Source organism: Mycobacterium cajalii, assembly GCF_045809005.2.
Lineage (GTDB): Bacteria > Actinomycetota > Actinomycetes > Mycobacteriales > Mycobacteriaceae > Mycobacterium.
Window position 1 is genome coordinate 6,113,159 of record NZ_CM141436.1, and the last position, 17,941, is coordinate 6,131,099.

The 17,941-nt window shown below is 72.1% G+C and carries 14 protein-coding genes and 1 pseudogene; 5 read left to right on the plus strand and 10 right to left on the minus strand.

The window, feature by feature from the left end:
- The 4 genes and pseudogenes from ACJ512_RS29305 to ACJ512_RS29320 form a co-directional block, all read right to left on the minus strand.
- Complete coding sequence (locus ACJ512_RS29305; protein WP_407687848.1) at positions 1-3,183, minus strand: MMPL/RND family transporter; 3,183 nt, start codon at positions 3,181-3,183, stop codon at positions 1-3.
- Positions 3,184-3,202: 19 nt separating this feature from the next.
- Positions 3,203-4,642 carry a condensation domain-containing protein gene (locus ACJ512_RS29310; RefSeq protein ID WP_407687847.1) on the minus strand — a complete coding sequence of 480 codons (1,440 nt, stop codon included), beginning with the start codon at positions 4,640-4,642 and terminating at the stop codon, positions 3,203-3,205.
- Between the two features lie 16 nt (positions 4,643-4,658).
- Positions 4,659-4,841, minus strand: a complete 183-nt coding sequence (locus ACJ512_RS29315; RefSeq protein WP_461480166.1) for an acyl carrier protein — start codon at positions 4,839-4,841, stop codon at positions 4,659-4,661.
- A gap of 138 nt (positions 4,842-4,979) precedes the next feature.
- A pseudogene (locus ACJ512_RS29320) lies at positions 4,980-7,142 on the minus strand (acyltransferase domain-containing protein); the annotation flags it as partial.
- A gap of 237 nt (positions 7,143-7,379) precedes the next feature.
- Here ACJ512_RS29320 and ACJ512_RS29325 point away from each other — a divergent pair.
- Positions 7,380-9,110, plus strand: coding sequence for an AMP-binding protein (locus ACJ512_RS29325; RefSeq protein WP_407687846.1), 1,731 nt, complete (start codon positions 7,380-7,382; stop codon positions 9,108-9,110).
- On the opposite strand, the gene ACJ512_RS29330 is transcribed toward ACJ512_RS29325, so the two are convergent.
- The gene (locus ACJ512_RS29330) at positions 9,107-10,690 is read right to left on the minus strand and encodes a phytoene desaturase family protein (protein WP_407687845.1); all 1,584 of its coding nucleotides are present in this window, start codon (positions 10,688-10,690) and stop codon (positions 9,107-9,109) included. The genes ACJ512_RS29325 and ACJ512_RS29330 overlap by 4 nt on opposite strands.
- Positions 10,691-10,756: 66 nt before the next feature.
- Positions 10,757-11,380, minus strand: a complete 624-nt coding sequence (locus tag ACJ512_RS29335; protein WP_407687844.1) for a TetR/AcrR family transcriptional regulator — start codon at positions 11,378-11,380, stop codon at positions 10,757-10,759.
- A gap of 69 nt (positions 11,381-11,449) precedes the next feature.
- On the opposite strand from ACJ512_RS29335, the gene ACJ512_RS29340 reads away from it, so the two are divergent.
- Positions 11,450-11,941, plus strand: a complete 492-nt coding sequence (locus ACJ512_RS29340) for a DUF2834 domain-containing protein (protein WP_407687843.1) — start codon at positions 11,450-11,452, stop codon at positions 11,939-11,941.
- 3 nt (positions 11,942-11,944) lie between these two features.
- On the opposite strand, the gene ACJ512_RS29345 is transcribed toward ACJ512_RS29340, so the two are convergent.
- The gene (locus tag ACJ512_RS29345; protein ID WP_407687842.1) at positions 11,945-13,054 is read right to left on the minus strand and encodes a GGDEF domain-containing protein; all 1,110 of its coding nucleotides are present in this window, start codon (positions 13,052-13,054) and stop codon (positions 11,945-11,947) included.
- Between the two features lie 13 nt (positions 13,055-13,067).
- Positions 13,068-14,327, minus strand: coding sequence for a serine--tRNA ligase (gene serS, locus ACJ512_RS29350; protein ID WP_407687841.1), 1,260 nt, complete (start codon positions 14,325-14,327; stop codon positions 13,068-13,070).
- A 114-nt stretch (positions 14,328-14,441) separates the two neighbouring features.
- Here serS and ACJ512_RS29355 point away from each other — a divergent pair, with 114 nt between their 5' ends.
- The 3 genes from ACJ512_RS29355 to ACJ512_RS29365 all read left to right on the plus strand — a co-directional run bounded on the left by ACJ512_RS29355 (position 14,442) and on the right by ACJ512_RS29365 (position 16,301).
- Positions 14,442-15,686, plus strand: a complete 1,245-nt coding sequence (locus tag ACJ512_RS29355) for a septum formation family protein (RefSeq protein WP_407687840.1) — start codon at positions 14,442-14,444, stop codon at positions 15,684-15,686.
- 4 nt (positions 15,687-15,690) lie between these two features.
- The gene (locus ACJ512_RS29360; protein ID WP_407687839.1) at positions 15,691-16,041 is read left to right on the plus strand and encodes a metallopeptidase family protein; all 351 of its coding nucleotides are present in this window, start codon (positions 15,691-15,693) and stop codon (positions 16,039-16,041) included.
- A gap of 68 nt (positions 16,042-16,109) precedes the next feature.
- A complete protein-coding gene (locus ACJ512_RS29365) occupies positions 16,110-16,301 on the plus strand; it encodes a hypothetical protein (protein WP_407687838.1) in 192 nt (63 codons plus the stop codon).
- A gap of 1 nt (position 16,302) precedes the next feature.
- Here the strand turns inward: ACJ512_RS29365 and ACJ512_RS29370 are convergent, their stop codons facing one another.
- Both ACJ512_RS29370 and pheA read right to left on the minus strand, forming a co-directional pair.
- On the minus strand, positions 16,303-16,989 hold the full coding sequence (locus tag ACJ512_RS29370) for a histidine phosphatase family protein (protein WP_407687837.1): 687 nt from the start codon (positions 16,987-16,989) through the stop codon (positions 16,303-16,305).
- Positions 16,986-17,924: a prephenate dehydratase gene (gene pheA, locus ACJ512_RS29375; protein WP_407687836.1), complete on the minus strand. Its 939-nt coding sequence runs from the start codon at positions 17,922-17,924 to the stop codon at positions 16,986-16,988. Before pheA ends, ACJ512_RS29370 begins: the two co-directional genes overlap by 4 nt.
- Positions 17,925-17,941 lie beyond the last annotated feature (17 nt).

The window sequence follows — 17,941 nt, forward strand, 5'->3', positions numbered from 1 at the left end:
CTACAGCCGCAGGCCGTGGTCCATCCGGAAGCCGATCAGGTCCTCGGCGTCGTCGGCCGGCACGCGCAACTCCTCGGGCAGCAGCGGTTTGCGCCGGCGGGGGCGGTCACGCCGTAGCGGCAGGCGGATCGACGGCCGCCACCAGTTCGCCTCACCCACCAGCACCGCGATGGCCGGCACCGTGACGGTGCGGACCAGGAAGGTGTCCAGCAGCAGCCCGGTGCCCAGGACGAAGGCGTCCTGCACGACGCTGCTGAGGCTGGCGAACACCAGGCCGTACATCGAGGCGGCCATGATCAGCCCCGCCGCGGTGATCACGCCGCCCGTCGAGCCCACGGTGCGGATCACCCCGGAACGCAGGCCCGCAGCCGACTCCTCCCGCAGCCGGGAGATGAGCAGCATGTTGTAGTCGGCGTCCACGGCGACGAGCACGACGAAGGTCAATCCGGGCACGCTCCAATGCAACTGCTGGCCGAGCAGGAATTGGAACACGATGACGCCCACGCCCAGCGCCGCCAGGTAGGACACGATGACCGAACCGATCAGGTACAGCGGCGCGACGACCGCTCGCAGCAGCAGGACCAGGACGAGCAGCACGATGCAGACGGTCATGACGACGATCAGCCCGACGTCGTGATCGGAGTAGTCGTGGGTGTCTTTGAGCACGGCGGGCAGGCCCACCACCGAGGCGGTGGCGTCGGCCAGCGTGGTGTTCGGCAGGGCGCCCCGGGCGGCGGCGGCGATCGCGCGGACCTGGTCCATGGCGGGGCCGCTGAACGGGTCGAGGCTGGTCTGGATCAGGTAGCGCACCGCGTGCCCGTCGGGCGCGACGAACGCCGAGGCGAGCTTTTTGAGCTCGTCGACGTTCAAGCCGCCCAACAGGTCTCGCACCCCGGGCGGCAGCGCGGCGGGCCGCTCCCCCGCCCCGAGGGCGTAGGCCAGCACCTGCCGGGGGATGTAGAACCCCGCCATCGCCGGCGTGGTCGCGTCGTCCCGCATGCCCAGCAGAAAGTCCGACGCCTCGCCCAGGCCCAGGCCCATCTTCTTGACCTGGTCGACCAGCGACTGCACCCCGTCGGCGAGTTGGCGGCTCCCGTCGGCCAGCGACTCGGCCCCCTGCTGCAGGAAGGCGACCTTGCCCCGCACCCCGCCGGGCTCACCCATCCCCAGCGCGCCCAGCGCGCCGACGACGGTGCTCAGCGCCCGGCGCAGCCCGGACACCGTGGCCGCGACGGTCTGCAGGGTGTGCGTCGCGCGCAGCTGGCGCGCCAACTCGGCCAGCTTGCCGAGGGTTCCGTCGTCGCGTGCGGTGACCATGCGCCGCAACTGTGCCCGCGCCTTGACGCAGCCCGGCTCGTCGTCGCACATCTGGCTGCCGTCGAGCGCCCCCAGCACCGGCGCCGCCCAGTCCGAGTTGCCGGCCACGAAATCGGCGTCGGTGCCGATGCTTTCGCCGAGCGCGCGCATGCCGGCGACCAGTTTCGCCGCTCCGTCGAGTTCGCCGAGTGTCCGGTTGCCGCCGAAGAGGTCCCCCAGGTAGGACAGCGCGTCGAGGAGACCGCCCGCCGTGGCGACGGCGCGGTCGACCTGGTCGCGCACGTCGCCCAGCTTGGCCGCCATCAGGTTGGCCCCGTCGGTGAGCTTGTCGAGATCTCCGGTGTGCCCGGTGATCTGCTCGGCGCCCTCCTGCAACTTGCCGCCGACCTCGCCGGCCTGCCAGGAGGTCCTGGCCTGCTCCAGCGGCCGGCCCATCGGTCGCGTGATGCCCCGGACGGCCACGACACCGGGCACCTGGCTGACCCGCCGTGCCGTCTCCTCCAGGTCGGCAAGGCTTCGGGGCGTGCGCAAGTCGTGCGGCGACGCGATGACGAGATACTCGGGCACGATCAGGTTGGGCGGGAAGTGCCGGTCCAGAGCGGCGTATCCCCGCGCGCTGCCAACCGACGGGGGCAGGCTCCTGCGTTCGTCGAAGTTGTAGTGGGCCATGCCCGCGCAGCCGGCCAGCACGACCAGCACCAGGGCGCTCGCCAGCAGATACGCCCTCGGGCGCCGCACGATGTGGATCCCGGATCGGCGCCACAGCCGGCGCGTCAGGTCCCGGCGCGGCGTGATCCAGCCGCGGCGCCCGGTGAGTACCAGCATGGCCGGCAGCAGGGTCACCGCGGCCAGGAACACCACGGCGATCGACACGCCCAGCACCGGGCCGACGGTTCGCAGGATCCCCAGCCGGGTGAAGATCATCGCCAGGAAGGTGACCGCGACGGTGGCCGCGGAGGCGGCGATCACCTTGCCGATCGAGGCCAGCGCCCGCACCACCGCCTCGTCGGAGTCCACGCCCTGCCGCAGATAGTCGTGATAGCGGCTGATGAGGAACACCGCGTAGTCGGTTCCCGCGCCGACCATCATGCCGCTCATGAAGATGACGGTCTGGTTGGCGATGCCCAGGCCCATCGTCCCGACGCCGGCCACCACGCGTTGCGCGACCAGCACGGACAGCCCGATCGTCAGCAGCGGCAGCACCATGGTCACCGGGTTGCGGTAGATGACCAGCAGGATGACGAACAGCAGCAGCGGGATCGCGAGCTCGATCCGGGTCCTGTCCCGCTGCCCGGTGAGGTTGAGGTCGCCGACGGTGGCCGCGGGCCCGGTCAGCTCGGCCGTCAGCGTGGTGCCCGCGACGGTGCGCTTGACGATGTCGGCGACCCGCGCGTAGGCCTGTTTCGACTGCCGCGAGCTCAACTCGCCCGGAAGCCCCACCGGCAGGATCCAGGCCCGGTGGTCCTTGCTGGTCATGACGTCGCGCAGGGGTGGCGTGGCCAGGAAGTCCTGCAGCATCACCACATCCCGGGTGTCCCGGCGCAGCGTGCCGACCAGGGTGCGGTAGACGGCCTCGTCGGCTGGGCCGAGCCCGTTGGGGTCGACCAGCACCACCACCGCCAGGCTCTGTAGCCCGGCCTCCTCGAACGCCGCGGTCATGCGCTGGTTCGCGACGGCCGACGGGGCGTCGGACGGCAGGATGTCCACCGGATGGGTCAGGGAGACCTCCTCCAGAGGCGGCATCGTCAGCGACAGGACGCCCGCGAGCACGGCCCAGCAGACGATCACCAGCCACGGCCGTCGCACGATCACGCGACCCAGCCGCGGGAACACGCCCGCGGCACCGGATCGGCTGCGCGCGTTCATCGTGTCGGAACTCCCGGCGTCAGCACGCCCGCTGCCGCCGCATCGCGAGCGAATCGCCTTGCGCCGCTGCCCCTTCGCCGTCGGCGACGCGGACGCACACCGCTCTCACCGCCGCCAGATAGCGGGACACGGATTCGCGGGCGACCGGATTGTCGGGGAACAACACGCTCGCCGCGGTCTCGTCGAACCGGCCCACCATCGTGTTCAGCGGGTAGGTGACACGGCCGTCGCTGTGCGCGCCGACATCGAGGCCCTCGAACATCTTGGTCAGCATCGAGAGCGGGCTCACCTGGGCGTCGAAGAAGTTCACCAGGGCGAACAGCGGCTGGGGCCGGATCAGCGACGGCGCCAGCTCCACGACGCGCTCGAACGGCACCCGCGCGAGGTCGGCACCCGCATCGAAGGACGCCTGCGCGGCGCGGGCCGCGGCGCCGAACGACGCCGCGGCGGGAACGGCGATGGGGATCAGCCCGGTGTACCAGCCCTGCGTCATGAAGTCCGCCTCGGTGCTGCGGGTGTCTCGGGGGGTCAGCCCGAAATAGGTTTCGCTGCCGGTCAATTCGTGCAAAGCCAGCGCGATGCAGGCGAACATGCCCCCGACGAAGCGGGCACCGGCGGCGGTGCACGCGGCGTCGAACCGCGCGGTCTGCTCCGCGTCCATCAGGGTCACGCTGAGCAGGTCGCCGCCGCACGGCACCGACCGGTCCCCCAGCGGCAGCGGGAACGCCGGAAAAGTCCCGTCGTTGGCCTCGGCGAAATCGACCCACGCGGCCACCTCCGGCGAATCCGGCGTCAACGCCGAGGTGTACGCGCGCTGCCGGACGCAGAAATCCGCGTAGCTGCCGGCCGGGGGCAGCCCGACGGGTGGGCCGCCGCCGACGAGCGCGTCGTACATCGTCTGGAACTCCATGAGCCCCACCCCGACGAACTGCCCGTCGGCGTGCAGATGGTCGATGCTGGCATAGAACGTGAATCCGTCGGCACGCTGAATGATCCCGAAGCTGAAGCAATCCCAGTGCAGCGGACCGGGTGTGGCCACGATGTGGTCGCGCAGCTGCGGGCTCGTCCTGACGCCGTGCCGGGTGGGGACGAACTCGATGTCGGCGGCATCCGCGATGGTGTGCCGCACGATGTGGTCGGCGTCGGCGTATTCGAACCAGCTGCGGTAGGTGTCGTGCCGGCGCAGGTGGGAGTTGATGACGTACGACATCGCGCGCAGGTCGCACCGACCGGCGACGTCGACCGAGGCGATCAGCAGCCTCGAGTGATCCAGCCCCCGGGCGGCCTGCTCGCAGAAGCTGCGCAGGTGCCGGGCCTGGATGTAGCTGGGCGGCACGGCACTCACCGGCGCGTCGAGCGCCTTGGCGCGCGCGGCCGACGAGGGGTGCCAGGAAACCAGCGAGCCGGGGGCCGGGTCCCAGTCACCCACCGCCGACACGTCGAGTGGCCCTATTCGCACTGCTGCCTCCTGTCTCTCAGCGCCCGCCCAGCTGGTCGCACAGGTGGTCCGCCAGACCGCGCGCGGTGGTGCTGATGTCCGTGGGCGCCAGCCGGATTCCCGTCTCGGCCTCGAGGCTGGTGCGCAGTTCGAGGGCGCCCAGCGAGTCCAGCCCGTACTCGGGCAGCGGGCGGTCGGGGTCGACCGCGCGGCGCAGCACCAGGCCGGCCTGCTCGTAGACCAGTCGCCGGATCCGGGCGGGCCACTCCTGCGGCGGCAGCTCGTCCAGTTCGGCACGCAATCCCCTGGTGCCACCGTCCGCGTCCCCCGCGACCGGGACGGCGCCGCGGGTGTCGGGCAGGCGGCGGCGCGTCCAGGCCGCCGGCGGCGCGTCCAGCAGGCGACCGTGCGGGTAGGACACCGAGAAGTCCACCGCCGCGCCCGCCCCGTACAGCCGGGCAAGCACGCCCCGCAGCCCGTGCGGCAGCCGTTGCCCGCGCCGCATGCTCGCCACCGCGGCCACCGGCATCCCGGCGCTGCCGGCCGTCTGCTCGACGGCGCGGGTCAGCAGCGGGTGCGGGGACAGCTCGGCGAAGACGCGGTGCCCGTCGTCCAGCGCGGCGCGCACCGCCGCGGAGAACCGCACGGTGTGGCGCAGGTTGTCCACCCAGTAGCCGGCATCGCACGCCGGTCGTTCGCGCGGGTCGAACAGGGTCGCCGAGTAGTACGGCACCCGCGGGGGCATCGGGCGCAGGTCCGCCAGCGCCCCGGACAGCTCGCCGAGGACGGGCTCGACGTGCGGAGAGTGCGCCGCGGCGCCGGCGGCCACTTCGCGCGCCGTCACCCCCCGCGGCTGCCACGCGGCGAGCAGCGCGGCGACCGACTCCGGGGACCCGGCGATCAGCGCGGACAGCGGCGAGTCCACCGCCGCGACGACCACGTCGTCGACGCCGAGGGTGGTCAGCTCCGAACGCACGCGCAGCGCGGGCAACTCCACCGACGCCGTCGCCACCGGAGCGGCGACCGTGGCCGTCGAGCGGGCGCTGCGGCAGACCAGCCGCACCCCGTCGGACAGCGACAGCGCACCCGCCACCGCGGCCGCCGCGGCCTCGCCGAGCGAATAGCCGATCACAGCGCCCGGCACGACACCGTGCGACCTCAGCGCGGCGGCCAGCGCCACCTGCATGGCGAACAAGGTCGGCTGCACACGCTCGATTCCGGCCACCGGCTCGGGCGCGGTCATCGCCCCGGTCACCGAGAACCCCGACTCCGCGGCGATCAGCGGCTCCAGCGTCGCCACGGTCGCGGCGAACACCGGTTCGTTGCTCAGCAGGTCGGCGCCCATCCCCGCCCACTGCGAGCCCGCGCCGGAGAACACCCAGACCGGGCCGCGGTCGTCGCGACCCACCGCGCACCGGTGCGCGGCGTCGCCGGCGGCCACCGCGCGCAGGCCGGCGATCAGCTCCCCGGTGCCGCCGGCGATGACCGCCGCCCGCACGGACCGGTGCGTGCGGCGGCGCGCCAGCGTGTAGGCCAGGTCCGACGGCACCAGTGAGTGCGCGCGCTCGTGCACCCAGCCGGCGAGCCGGTGCGCGGTTTCCCGCAGCGCCTCGGGCGAGGACGCCGACACCGGGAACACGGCCGGGTCGGCGGAACCGGAGGCCGTATCCCCCTGGGGCGGGGCCTGTTCGACGATGACGTGCACGCTGGTTCCCGACGACGCGTACGACGACACCGCCGCGCGCCGGGGTGTTCGGCCGTGCCCGGGCCACGGTGTGGCGGCCTGCGGGATCACCCCGCGCCCGACGGCCAGGACCGCCTTCATCAGCCCTAACAGCGCGGTGCCGGGCGCCTCGACGCCCGCGCCGTGCGTCTCGACCATCCCGACGGTGTCCGCGTCCACACCCGCGACGGCCGGCACCGGCAGCCGGCCCGGGACCGGCGCGGGCGGTCCCTGTTCGGCGGCCGTGCCGCGGATGACGCCCAGCACCCGGTCACCGTCGGCCAGCGCGTCGGGCAACCGCCTGAGCACCAGCGCGGCCGACCCCGCACCCGGCGCGAACCCCTCCGCGGCCAGCGCAACGTCGCTCTCGGCCTCGTGCAGACTGCGGCAGGCCAGGTGGACGGCGGCCAGGCCGGAGGAGCAGCCGGTGTCCACCGTCATCGCCGGACCGCACGATCCCAGGGCGCGGGCAATCCGCCCGGATACCGTGCCGGAACCGTTGCCCGGCAACCCGTGTGGCACGTGCGTCGGGCCCGGGAACACCCTGACCGCCGAGCCGGCCAGCGCCTCGGCGGTCAGGCCGGCGTGCTCCATCGCCTCCCAGGACAGCTCGAGCAGCAGCCGCTGCCCGGGGTCCATCGCGGCGGCCTCGCTCTCGCTGATCCCGAAGAAGTCGCAATCGAAGACGCCCGGGTCCCAGCGCGGCCGGGCCGGGGCGGTGATCGGGTCGTCGCCGCGCAGCAACGCCGTCCACAGCAGCTCGGGAGAGTCGATGCCCCCCGGCAGCCGGCACGCCATGCCGACGACGGCGACCGGAGTCACACGTGGCTGGCCCACGTCCGTCAACCCCCTCCGTTGCCAGCGTGTTTGCGGTTGTAGCCGGTTCCGGCCCGGCCCGGCGCCTGCGGCGCCGCCGCCCCCGCATCGAGGCCGAGGGCCTGCGCCAAGTTGAGCGACAGCGTAGCCGCCGCTCGGCCGATGCAGTCCGAAATCGTGAGTTCGCCTAAAAATCGCCCGGCGGTAGGGTGGCGCCTCGTGATCGAGCGTTCCGTTTCGGCGATGCTGCGCGAGTGCGCCGATCTGCAGCCCGACGACACGGCGTTCACGTACGTCGACTACGACCGGGACCCGGCCGGGAGCAGCGAAACCCTCACGTGGTCGCAGACTTATCGGCGGGTGCTCGCCGTCGCACGGGAACTCGCGCTCTGTGCGTCAGCGGGTGAGCGGGCCGTGATTCTGGCGCCGCAGGGACTCGATTACATCGTCGCTTTCCTGGGCGCGTTGGAGGCCGGGATCATCGCGGTTCCGCTTTCGGCTCCCGTCGGCGGCGCCGCCGACGAACGCATTGACGCGGTGCTGGCCGATGCCGCGCCCACCACAATTCTCACGACGTCCGCCGTCGCCGACGATGCCGTTCGGCGGATTACCGCGGGGCCGGATGCGGATGCCCCGTCGATCATCGAAGTCGATTCGCTGAGCGGGGTCTCCTCGATGAAATCGGGTTGCGGGCGCCCGGATTTCGCCGGCACCGCCTACCTGCAGTACACGTCGGGTTCGACCCGCCGGCCGGCAGGGGTGATGATTTCCCAGGAGAACTTGCTGGCGAATTTCGCGCAGCTGATGTCCGGCTATTTCGCCGACAACGGGGGCGCCGCACCGTTGGACCTCACCCTGGTGTCGTGGCTGCCGTTTTTTCACGACATGGGTTTGGTGCTCGGAATTTGCGCGCCGATATTGGGCGGGTTTCCCGCCGTGCTCACAAGCCCGGCTTCCTTTCTGCAGCGGCCTGCCCGGTGGCTGCAATTGCTGGCGACCAATTCCCAGTCGTTTTCGGCGGCACCCAATTTCGCATTCGAGCTGGCCGCGCGCAAGACGTCGGACGACGACCTGGCCGGCGTCGACCTCGGCGGCGTGCACACCATCCTCAGCGGTAGCGAACGCGTACAACCGGCGACACTGAGGCGCTTCGCCGAGCGCTTCGCCCGCTGCAACCTGCGCGACTCGGTCGTCCGGCCCTCCTACGGGCTCGCCGAAGCCACGGTGTACGTGGCGACCGGCGACCCCGGCCGAGCGGCCACGGTGGTCCATGTCGACTCCGGGCAGCTTGCCGCGGGGCGCGCCCTGCGGTGCCCGGCCGACTCGGGCACCGCGCTGGTGAGCTACCCGCTGCGGGCGGCGCCGCTGGTGCGGATCGTCGACGCCGAGACCCGCACCGAGTGCCCGGAGGGCGCCGTGGGCGAGATCTGGGTGCTCGGCGACAACGTCGCCGCCGGGTATTGGCGGCGGCCGGACGAGACCGGGCGGACCTTCGGCGGCAGGATCGTCGCGCCGTCGCCCGGCACCCCGGAATCGCCCTGGCTGCGCACCGGCGACTCCGGCGTCGTCTCCGCGGGCGAACTGTTCGTGCTCGGCCGCATCAAGGACCTGTTGATCGTCTACGGGCGCAACCACTCCCCCGACGACATCGAGGCGACGATCCAGGAGGTCACCCGGGGCCGCTGCGCGGCGATCGCGGTCCCGGGCGAGCACACCGAGAAACTGGTCGCCGTCGTCGAGCTCGGGGTGCGCGGCGACGCGGACGCGGGCCGGCTCGAAGCGATCACCCGGGAGGTGACCGCGGCGGTCTCGACGTCACACGGCGTGGGCGTCTCCGACGTCGTGCCGGTCTCCCCCGGCTCCATCCCGATCACCACCAGCGGCAAGGTCCGGCGGGCGGAGTGCGTCCGCCTCTACCGAAGCGGCCTGTTCACCCGCCTGGGCGCCTAGCCGCGCCGGTCGTCGAGCGCCGCGCGGCCGGCGTTGTAGCCGGGGATGAAGGTGATCCCCGGCCCGCCATGACAACCCGCACTGCCCAGGTACAACCCATCGATCGGAAGCGGCTGCCCGACAAACCCTTTGGGGCCCGGGCGGTTGGGGCCGATCTGGTCGGGGTTCAGCAGGCCGTGGCAGTAGTCGCCGCCCGGCGCCCCGAACATCACGCCCATGTGCCGGGGCGTGAACGTGGTGTGCCGGATGATGCTGCGTTCGAAGTTCGGTGCGAGCCGGGTGATCTTGTCGATCACGCGCTGACCCATCTCGATCTTGGCCTGGCCATAGGATGCCGCATCGGCACCGCCCTCGATGGGGAACCACAGCGCGAACGCCGAGGCGGCGTGCTTGCCCGCCGGCGCCAGGTCGGGGTCGTTCTGCGACGGGATCTGCAACACCACGGTCGGGTCGGCCGGGACGATGCCGCGCCGGCAGTCCTCCCACTGGTGCTGCACCTCCTCGGGCGTGCAGAACAGCCCGATCGACGCCTGCATGGCCGGCTCGTTGAGCGCCTCGTAGGGCGGGGCGAACGCCGGCGCCTCGTCCAGCGCGAAGTGCATCTGCAGATAACTGCCGCGGTGGTCGGTGCGCGCGTAGCGGGCGCGGATGTCGGCGGGCACGGCGGCCGCGTCGATCAACTCGTTGACCGTGACGTCGGGCGCGATGCCGGACACCACGATCGGGGCGGCGATGGTGTCGCCGCCCTCGGTGCGCACACCGGTCACCCGGCCGCCGGAGACCAGGATCTCGCTCACCTTGGTGCGCAGCCGGACCTCGCCGCCGAGGCTCTCGAGCAGCTCGCAGAGGTGCGCGGTGAGCGTGCCGATGCCGCCGCGCAGCTTCTTCATCTGCATGGTGTCCCCGTCGGGAACGCCCAGGCCGAACGCCAGCGCCGCGGCGCTGCCGGGCGTGGCCGGCCCGCGGTAAAGGGTGTTGACGGCCAGCACCGTCATCGAGCCGCGCAGCGCGGCGTGCTTCTCGCGGTCCGGCAGGTAGCGGTCCAGCACGTCGGTCACCGACCCGAACAGCATGTCGTCGATCGCCGAGCGCTCGAATTCGCCTGTGGCGCAAGCGTACATCTCGTCGTAGGTCTTGGGCGCGGTGCCGGCCTCGAAGCGGCCCAGCGCCCGCGTCGGCGCCTGGCTCCACGCCATCAGCCCCGCCATGCCGTTGACCGCGTCGGCCCCGTGCACCTCGTTGAGGTGGGTGAACAGCTTGATCGGGTCGCTGTACTGGACCAGCGGGTCGTCGCCGATCCCGCGCAGCGCGACCGACATCACGTCCAGGTCGATCGTCGGCAGCGTGTCCAGGCCGAGTTCCTCCACCACCACCGACGAGGTCGGGAACTGCACCGACCCGGCGATCTCGAACTCGTAGCCGTCGAAAAGCTCCACGGTGGAAGCCATCCCACCGGCGTAGAGCTTGGCATCCAGGCACACGGTCCGCAGACCCGCCTTCTGCAGCAGCACCGCCGCGGTCAGCCCGTTGTGCCCGGCACCGATGACGATCGCGTCAACGTCAGTTCCAGCCTCAGTCATGTCCAGCCCTCCAGGAAGGGAGGCTGGCACGAGGCCGAAGTTTTGTCAATTATGACGAAAGTTGGGTCAGGTGGCCCCGGCGCCGGTGATGCCGGCGCGCAACGACTCCAGCGCGGCGTGGCACACCCGCGCCAGCTCGCCGAGCGAGCGGTCGTCGCCGAGCATCCAGACTTCCATCGCCCCGAACACCGCGGCCGCGATGCAACGCGCGGTCACCGCGATGCGCAGCCGGGCGTCCGGCGACGGGCCGCGCGGGCCCGCCGCACAGCTACGGCGCTGCAGCTGCGCCTGCACGGCGTCGGCGAAGTCCGCCTGGACCTCCCGGATGTGCCGGACGATCCGGCCCGGGTCGAGCTCGCCCTCGCGCAGCGAGGCGATTTTGGTGACGGCGTCCACGTCGTAGGGGAACGAGAAGATGGCCGCCTGCACGGAGTCGATGATCGCCTCGTCGGCCGGCCGGGCGTCCAGCGCGGCGCGAAACCAGTGCAGCCCGGCGTCGTAGTCGGCGAACAGCAAATCGTGCTTGGACTTGAAATGGCGATAGAAGGTCCGCAGCGACACCCCCGCGTCGGCGGCGATCTGCTCGGCCGAGGTGTCCTCGACGCCCTGGGCCAGGAACCGCACCGTCGCGGCCTGGCGCAGCGCCTCCCGGGTGCGCTCGCTGCGCGCGGTCTGCGCGGTCCTGGCCATGGCAGTAACCTACCCCACCGCAGTTATGTCATTATTGACAAAACTGACGGGTGAGGCGAGACTGCGCCGATGGTCTCGCTTCTCGTGCACGCGGTTCTCGGGCTCTCCGTCATCGGCTGGATCGTCGCGTCGAACTCGACGGTTTTCGCCCGCCCCGCCGGCGGCCCGATGTTCTCACCGCTGGAGTTCGTCTATTACGCCGTCGGCATCGCCTCGGTCGTGTTGGGCTGGTGGTTCAACATCCACTTCGTGCAGCAATACGCACAGGGGTCGACGAACCCGCTGTGGGGGCCCGGCAGCTGGTCGGACTACATCCGGCTGATGTTCACCAACCCCGCGGCCAGTTCGGCCGGCCAGGACTACACGATCGCCAACGTGGTTCTGCTGCCGCTGTTCACGATCGTCGACGGCTATCGCCGCAAGCTGCGCCATCCGTGGCTGTACTTCGTGTCCAGCCTGTTCACCAGCTTCGCCTTCGCGTTCGCCTTCTACTTCGCCACCCTCGAGCGCCAGCACCGGCACGCGCAGTCGGCCACCGCGCCGACGACCGTGGACGCCTAACCCTCAGGGCCCTTCAGGCGCTGACCCCGTCGCCGCGGTACGCGTCAGGGGCACGTGGCGGCCGACCTGATTGCCGCCGCGGCGTTTGGCCGCGTACATCGCGGCGTCGGCCGCCGAGATCAGCTCGGCGAGTAAGTCCTCGGCGTTCCGGTCCGTGAACCGCCCGTGCACGCCTGCGGTGCCGACGCTGGCGGTGACGCCGAAGGGCAGCGCGGCGATCGCGTCGCAGAGCCGTTGCGCCCGCACCGGCACCTCGTCCGGGCGCCACGCGTCGGCCACCAGGAACTCCTCGCCGCCCACGCGCCCGATGACCGCGGTACCGTCGGCGCCGGCGCGCAACGCCTGCGCCACCGACACCAGCGCTTCGTCGCCGGTGCTGTGCCCGTAGCTGTCGTTGAGCAGTTTGAAGCGGTCCAGGTCGATCACGGTGACGACGAGGTGCCCGCACTCGCACCGTTGCTGCTCCAGCCGCGCCTTGGCGCGCCGGCGGAACGCGCGCCGGTTGAGCAGGCCGGTGAGCTGGTCGCGCTCGGCGCGCACCGCGTCGGTGCGCAGCACGTGCACCACGGCCTGGACGCCGAACGGCACCGCCACGTTCAGGATCAGCACCACGGCGTATCCGCACCCCCCGGCGGGCACGCCGTATCGGGCGGCGATGCGGGCGGCCTCGACGGCGCCGACCACCGCGGCGATCGCGAAGTTGTAGGCCATCAGCGGCGCCGTGTGAAACAGCGCGACGTAGCAGGCGATGGCCGCGAACATCGTGCATGCGAGCAGCGCCGCGACGGGATGGCTCTGGGCCAGCGCGACCAGCGCGACGGCGGTGTTGGCCAGCACGGCCAGCCGCACCGCCCGGTCCCGCGACGGCCAGCTCAGCGCCCACACCGCCGCGACCGTCGCGGCGGCGCCGCAGGCGAGCAGCGCGCAGCCGACCGGCACGGTCCCCCGCGGCCCGGTGGGGGTCCACACCGTCGTGAGGGCGATGAGGGCCAGCCCGGCGGCGATCAGCGAGACGGTGGCGCGGATGAGCCCGGCCATCCCGCGGGCCCGGAGGTGGGCGGTCAGCTGTTCGTAGTGATCGGTCTGGCGCCACCACAGACCGACCCAGCCCATCGTGCTCATCCGCTCAGGCCCGCGGCTCTAGCACCTCGACGCCGACGAACGGGACGAGAGCTTGGGGGACCCGCACGCTGCCGTCGGGCTGCTGGTGGTTCTCCAGGATCGCCACCAGCCATCGCGTGGTGCCCAGCGTGCCGTTCAGGGTGGCCGCGGTCTGCGGCTTGCCCTGGTCGTCGCGGTAGCGGGTCGACAGCCGGCGCGCCTGGAAGGTGGTGCAGTTCGACGTCGACGTCAGCTCGCGGTAGGTCCCCTGGGTGGGCACCCACGCCTCGCAGTCGAATTTGCGGGCGGCCGACGAGCCGAGGTCGCCCGCGGCGACGTCGATCACCCGGTAGGGCACCTCAATCTGCGCCAGCATCTGGCGCTGCCAGCCCAGCAGCCGCTGGTGCTCGGCCTCGGCGTCGTCGGGCACGCAGTAGACGAACCCCTCCACCTTGTCGAACTGGTGCACCCGGATGATGCCGCGGGTGTCCTTGCCGTAGCTGCCGGCCTCCCGCCGGAAGCACGACGACCAGCCCGCGTATCGCAGCGGACCGCCGGACAGGTCCACGATCTCGTCGGAGTGGTAGCCGGCCAGCGGCACCTCCGAGGTGCCCACCAGGTACAGGTCGTCGGCCTCCACCCGGTACACCTCGTCGGCGTGAGCGCCGAGGAACCCGGTGCCGGCCATCACCTCGGGGCGCACCAGCACCGGCGGGATCATCGGGACGAAGCCGTTCTCGACGCCCAGCCGCAGCGCCAGCTGCAGCAGACCCAGCTGCAGCAGCGCGCCGCGGCCGGTCAGGAAGTAGAACCGGGAGCCCGACACCTTGGCGCCGCGCTGCATGTCGATCAGGCCGAGCGACTCCCCGAGCTCCAGATGGTCCTTCGGGTCCTCGATCGCCGCCGGCTCGCCGACGACGTCGAGGACGGCGAAGTCCGCCTCCCCGCCGGCCGGGACCCCCTCGACGATCACGTTCGGGATCGCCAGGTGCGCGGCGGTGAACGCCGCCTCGGCCTCGGCCTGATCGGATTCGGCGGTCTTGACCTGCTCGGCGAGCTCCTTGGCGCGCCGCAACCGGGCCGGGCGCTCCTCGGGCGAGGCGGCGCCCACGCTCTTGCTGGCGGCCTTCTGCTCGGCGCGCAGCGAGTCGGCCGCCGAGATCGCCGCCCGGCGCGCGGCGTCGGCCGCCAGCAGGGCGTCCACCAGCGCCGGGTCCTCCCCGCGGCTGATTTGGGAACGGCGTACGGCGTCGGGGTCTTCCCGGAGCAGCTTCAGGTCGATCACGGCCCTGAGACTACTTTCGGCGCCGCGGCCCGATGTCGGAGCGTCCCCACCCGGTTCGATCCCACGAAACCACATCCGCCACATCGGTCACGCGGCTGTGCGGCTGCTGTCAGAATGGAGCAGATGTCGGAAGCGCCCGTGCCCGAAGCCCCGGAATCCAGCGATTCGCCTGGACCGGGCTGGCCGCGCACGCTGCGCGCCGTGCGGGCGCGGGCCACGCGGCGCGGCCTGCTGCTCACCGCGCTCGGTGGCCTGATGATCGCCGGGCTGGTCACCGCTATCCCGGTGGGCGGCACCGGGCCGGGACGGCTGGCCGGTTACATCGACGCCGACCCGGTCCCCAGCACGGGCACCAAGAGCGACGCCGCCTTCAACCGCGCCGGGGCCGGCGACTGCCTGATGTGGCCGGACCTCAGCCCGGAGTCGGCGACCATCGTCAACTGCGCCGACGACCACAAGTTCGAGGTTGCCGAGTCCGTCGACATGCGGACTTTCCCCGGCTCCGAATACGGTTCGAAGGCCGAACCGCCGTCGCCGGCGCGCATCCAGCAGATCACGCAGGAGCAATGCGAGCCCGCCGTCCGCAACTACCTCGGAACCAAGTTCGACCCCAACAGCAGGTTCACGGTGAGCCTGCTGTGGCCGGGCGACCGGGCCTGGCGGCAGTCCGGGGACCGCCGGATGCTGTGCGGGCTGCAGTTGGCCGGCGCGAACAACCAGCAGCAGGTCTTCAAGGGCAAGGTCGCCGACATCGACCAGTCCAAGGCGTGGCCGGCCGGCACCTGCCTGGGCATCGACCCGGCGACCAACCAGCCGATCGACGTCCCGGTCGACTGCGCCGCCCCGCACGCGATGGAGATCACCGGCACGGTGAACCTGGCCGAGAAGTTCCCCGGGCCCCTGCCTGCGGAGCCCGACCAGGACGGCTTCATCAAGGACGCGTGCACCAAGATGACCGACGCCTACCTGACGCCCGTCAAGCTGCGCACCACCACGCTGACGCTGATCTATCCGACCGTCGCCCTGCCCAGCTGGTCGGCCGGCAGCCGGGAGGTCGCGTGCAGCATCGGCGCGACGCTGGGCACCGGCGGCTGGGCCACGCTGGTCAACAGCGCCAAGGGCGAACTGCTCATCAACGGTCAGCCGCCGGTGCCGCCGCCGGACATCCCCGAGGAGCGGCTCACGCTGCCGCCGATCCCCGTGCAGGCGCCGGCCGCCCAGCCCAGCGCACCGGCGAACCCGGTGCCGCCGAACAACCAGCACCTTCCGCACCAGCAGCCGGCCGCGCCGCCCCCGCAGGATGCCCCACCCCCGCCGGACGGCGGGGCGCCGCCGGCCGAGGCCGCGCCGGGGGGCTAGGCGCGTGCCGGTGCGGATGGATCCGCAACGCTTCGACGAACTGGTCTCCGAAGCGCTCGACCTGATCCCGCCCGAGCTGGCCGCCGCGATGGACAACGTCGTGATCCTGGTCGAAGACCGCCACCCCGACGACCCCGGACTCCTCGGCCTCTACGAGGGTGTGGCGCTGACCGAGCGGGACTCCGACTACGCGGGCGCGCTGCCGGACGCCATCACGATCTACCGCGAGCCGCTGCTGGACGCGTGCGCGTGCGATGACGACGTCGTCGAGGAGGTGGCGATCACGGTCATCCACGAGATCGCCCACCACTTCGGCATCGACGACGACCGGCTGGAGGAACTGGGCTGGGCCTGAGAGGCCCGCGGCGGGCCGCCCGGGCGCGGCACCGAGCCTTTGTCGGCGGCCAGTGCTATGAACGGCGTATGAGCCACGAATGCCGCGACTGCCGGGCGGGCTTGGACCACTGTCACGGCACCATCATTCGTCACGCGCTGCAGCGGTCGGAATGCACCGAGCCGGACTGCTTCGCCCCCGAGCTGTTGCCGCACACCTTCGTCCTCGACTGCGACGCCGTCGGCTGCGGATGCACCGAGTCGGTCGTGCTGGCCGTCTGAGTCAGCCCATCGGGTCGGTGCTCGAGCGCACCGCGTCGGCGACGGGGCTGGCCTCGGCTTCGGGGTAGAACGGGGGCGTCAGGCTCGCCCACCGCACGCAACTCCACCGGCCGTCGGTGATCGGGGACAAGACCACCGACTCGGCGTTGCCGAGGTGGTTGTCCAGGGCGAAGTTACCGTCCACCCCGGCCAGCACCGCCGAAACCAGGCGGATCGCCGCGCCGTGACTGACGACGACGATGTCGCCGCTCCACTGGTGGTCGTCGAGGTAGCGCAGGCGCAGCTCGGTGAGCACCGGCACATAGCGGTCCAGCACGTCGTTGGCGCTCTCGCCGCCGGGCAACGCGACGTCGAGTTCGCCGCGATGCCATCGCTCGTAGACGGCGTTGAACTCCGCCACGGCTCCGTCGTCGCCGCGGCCCTCCAGCTCGCCCGCCTGCACCTCGTGGATGCCGGCGAGCTCGGTCGCGGACACGTCGAGCGTGGCACCGATCACCGCGGCGGTCTGCGACGCCCGCACCGCCACGGAATGCGCGAGCAGCGCCGGGCGCCCCGATTCCTGGGCGAACGTATGGGCCTGGTCGCGCCCCAGCGGCGTCAGCTCCGCCCCGGGCGGCCGCGTGTCGAGCCTGCGTTCGACGTTGCTGTAGGACTGGCCGTGCCGCAGCAGCACCAGGCGCCCGCTCACGACGGCCTCCCGTCCCGCAGGCCCGTCAGCCAGCGCGAGGCCTCCTCGGCGGGCGGTGGCAACACCCCGGCGGCCGCACCCGTCGACCAAGAACCCAGATATCGCACGTCGGCACAACGACGGTGCAGCGCTTTGAGTGCCTCGGCGACGGCGTCGTCGTCGAGATGGCCGACGCAGTCGACGAAGAACAGGTAGGTGCCCAGTTCGGTACGGGTGGGCCGGGACTCGATGCGGGTGAGGTCGATGCCGCGGATGCCGAACTCGGCCAGCGCGGCCAGCAACGCGCCGGGTGCGTTGTCGATGCGCAGCACCACCGACGTGCGGTCCGCGCCGGTTCGGGCCGGCGGGCGCCCGGGCGGCCCGGTCAGCACGAAGCGGGTGCGGGCGTTGGGTTCGTCGACGATGCCGGCGGCCAGCACGCCCAGGCCCCAGCGGGCGGCGGCCAGGGGCGAGGTGACCGCGGCGTCCACCAGGCCGTCGGCGACCTGCCGCGCCGCGTCGGCGTTGGAGTAGGCCGGGCGCAGCTCGGCGCCCGGCAGGTGGGCGTCCAGCCAGCGGCGCACCTGGGCCGCGGCCACGGGAAAGGCCGCCAGCGTGCGCACGTCCGGGGCGCCCGGGCCGGTTTCGCGGTCCGCCCCGACGACGATGCTGAACGCCACGTCCAGGGTCGTCTCCGCGAAGACCTGCAGCGGCGAACCGATCGCCAGGCTGTCCAGCGTGGACATCACCGATCCGTCGATCGAGTTCTCGATCGGCACGCAGGCGAAGTCGGCGGCGCCGTCGCGGACGGCGTCGAGCGCCGCGGGCGTGCTGGCCATCGGCAACCGCCGCATCCCGTCGAGCGGCTGGGCGGGAACCAGGCCGGCCGCCGTCATCTCCAGCAGCGCGGCCTCGGTAAAGGTGCCTTCGGGGCCGAGGTATGCGATGCGGACCACACCCAAACCCTAACGGC

Coding starts and splice junctions, on each gene's coding strand:
- ACJ512_RS29305 (WP_407687848.1), bottom strand. CDS start 3,183: ATGAACGCGCGCAGCCGATCCGGTGCCGCGGGCGTGTTCCCGCGGCTG.
- ACJ512_RS29330 (WP_407687845.1), bottom strand. CDS start 10,690: ATGACTGAGGCTGGAACTGACGTTGACGCGATCGTCATCGGTGCCGGG.
- ACJ512_RS29335 (WP_407687844.1), bottom strand. CDS start 11,380: ATGGCCAGGACCGCGCAGACCGCGCGCAGCGAGCGCACCCGGGAGGCG.
- ACJ512_RS29340 (WP_407687843.1), top strand. CDS start 11,450: ATGGTCTCGCTTCTCGTGCACGCGGTTCTCGGGCTCTCCGTCATCGGC.
- ACJ512_RS29345 (WP_407687842.1), bottom strand. CDS start 13,054: ATGGGCTGGGTCGGTCTGTGGTGGCGCCAGACCGATCACTACGAACAG.
- ACJ512_RS29355 (WP_407687840.1), top strand. CDS start 14,442: ATGGAGCAGATGTCGGAAGCGCCCGTGCCCGAAGCCCCGGAATCCAGC.
- ACJ512_RS29365 (WP_407687838.1), top strand. CDS start 16,110: ATGAGCCACGAATGCCGCGACTGCCGGGCGGGCTTGGACCACTGTCAC.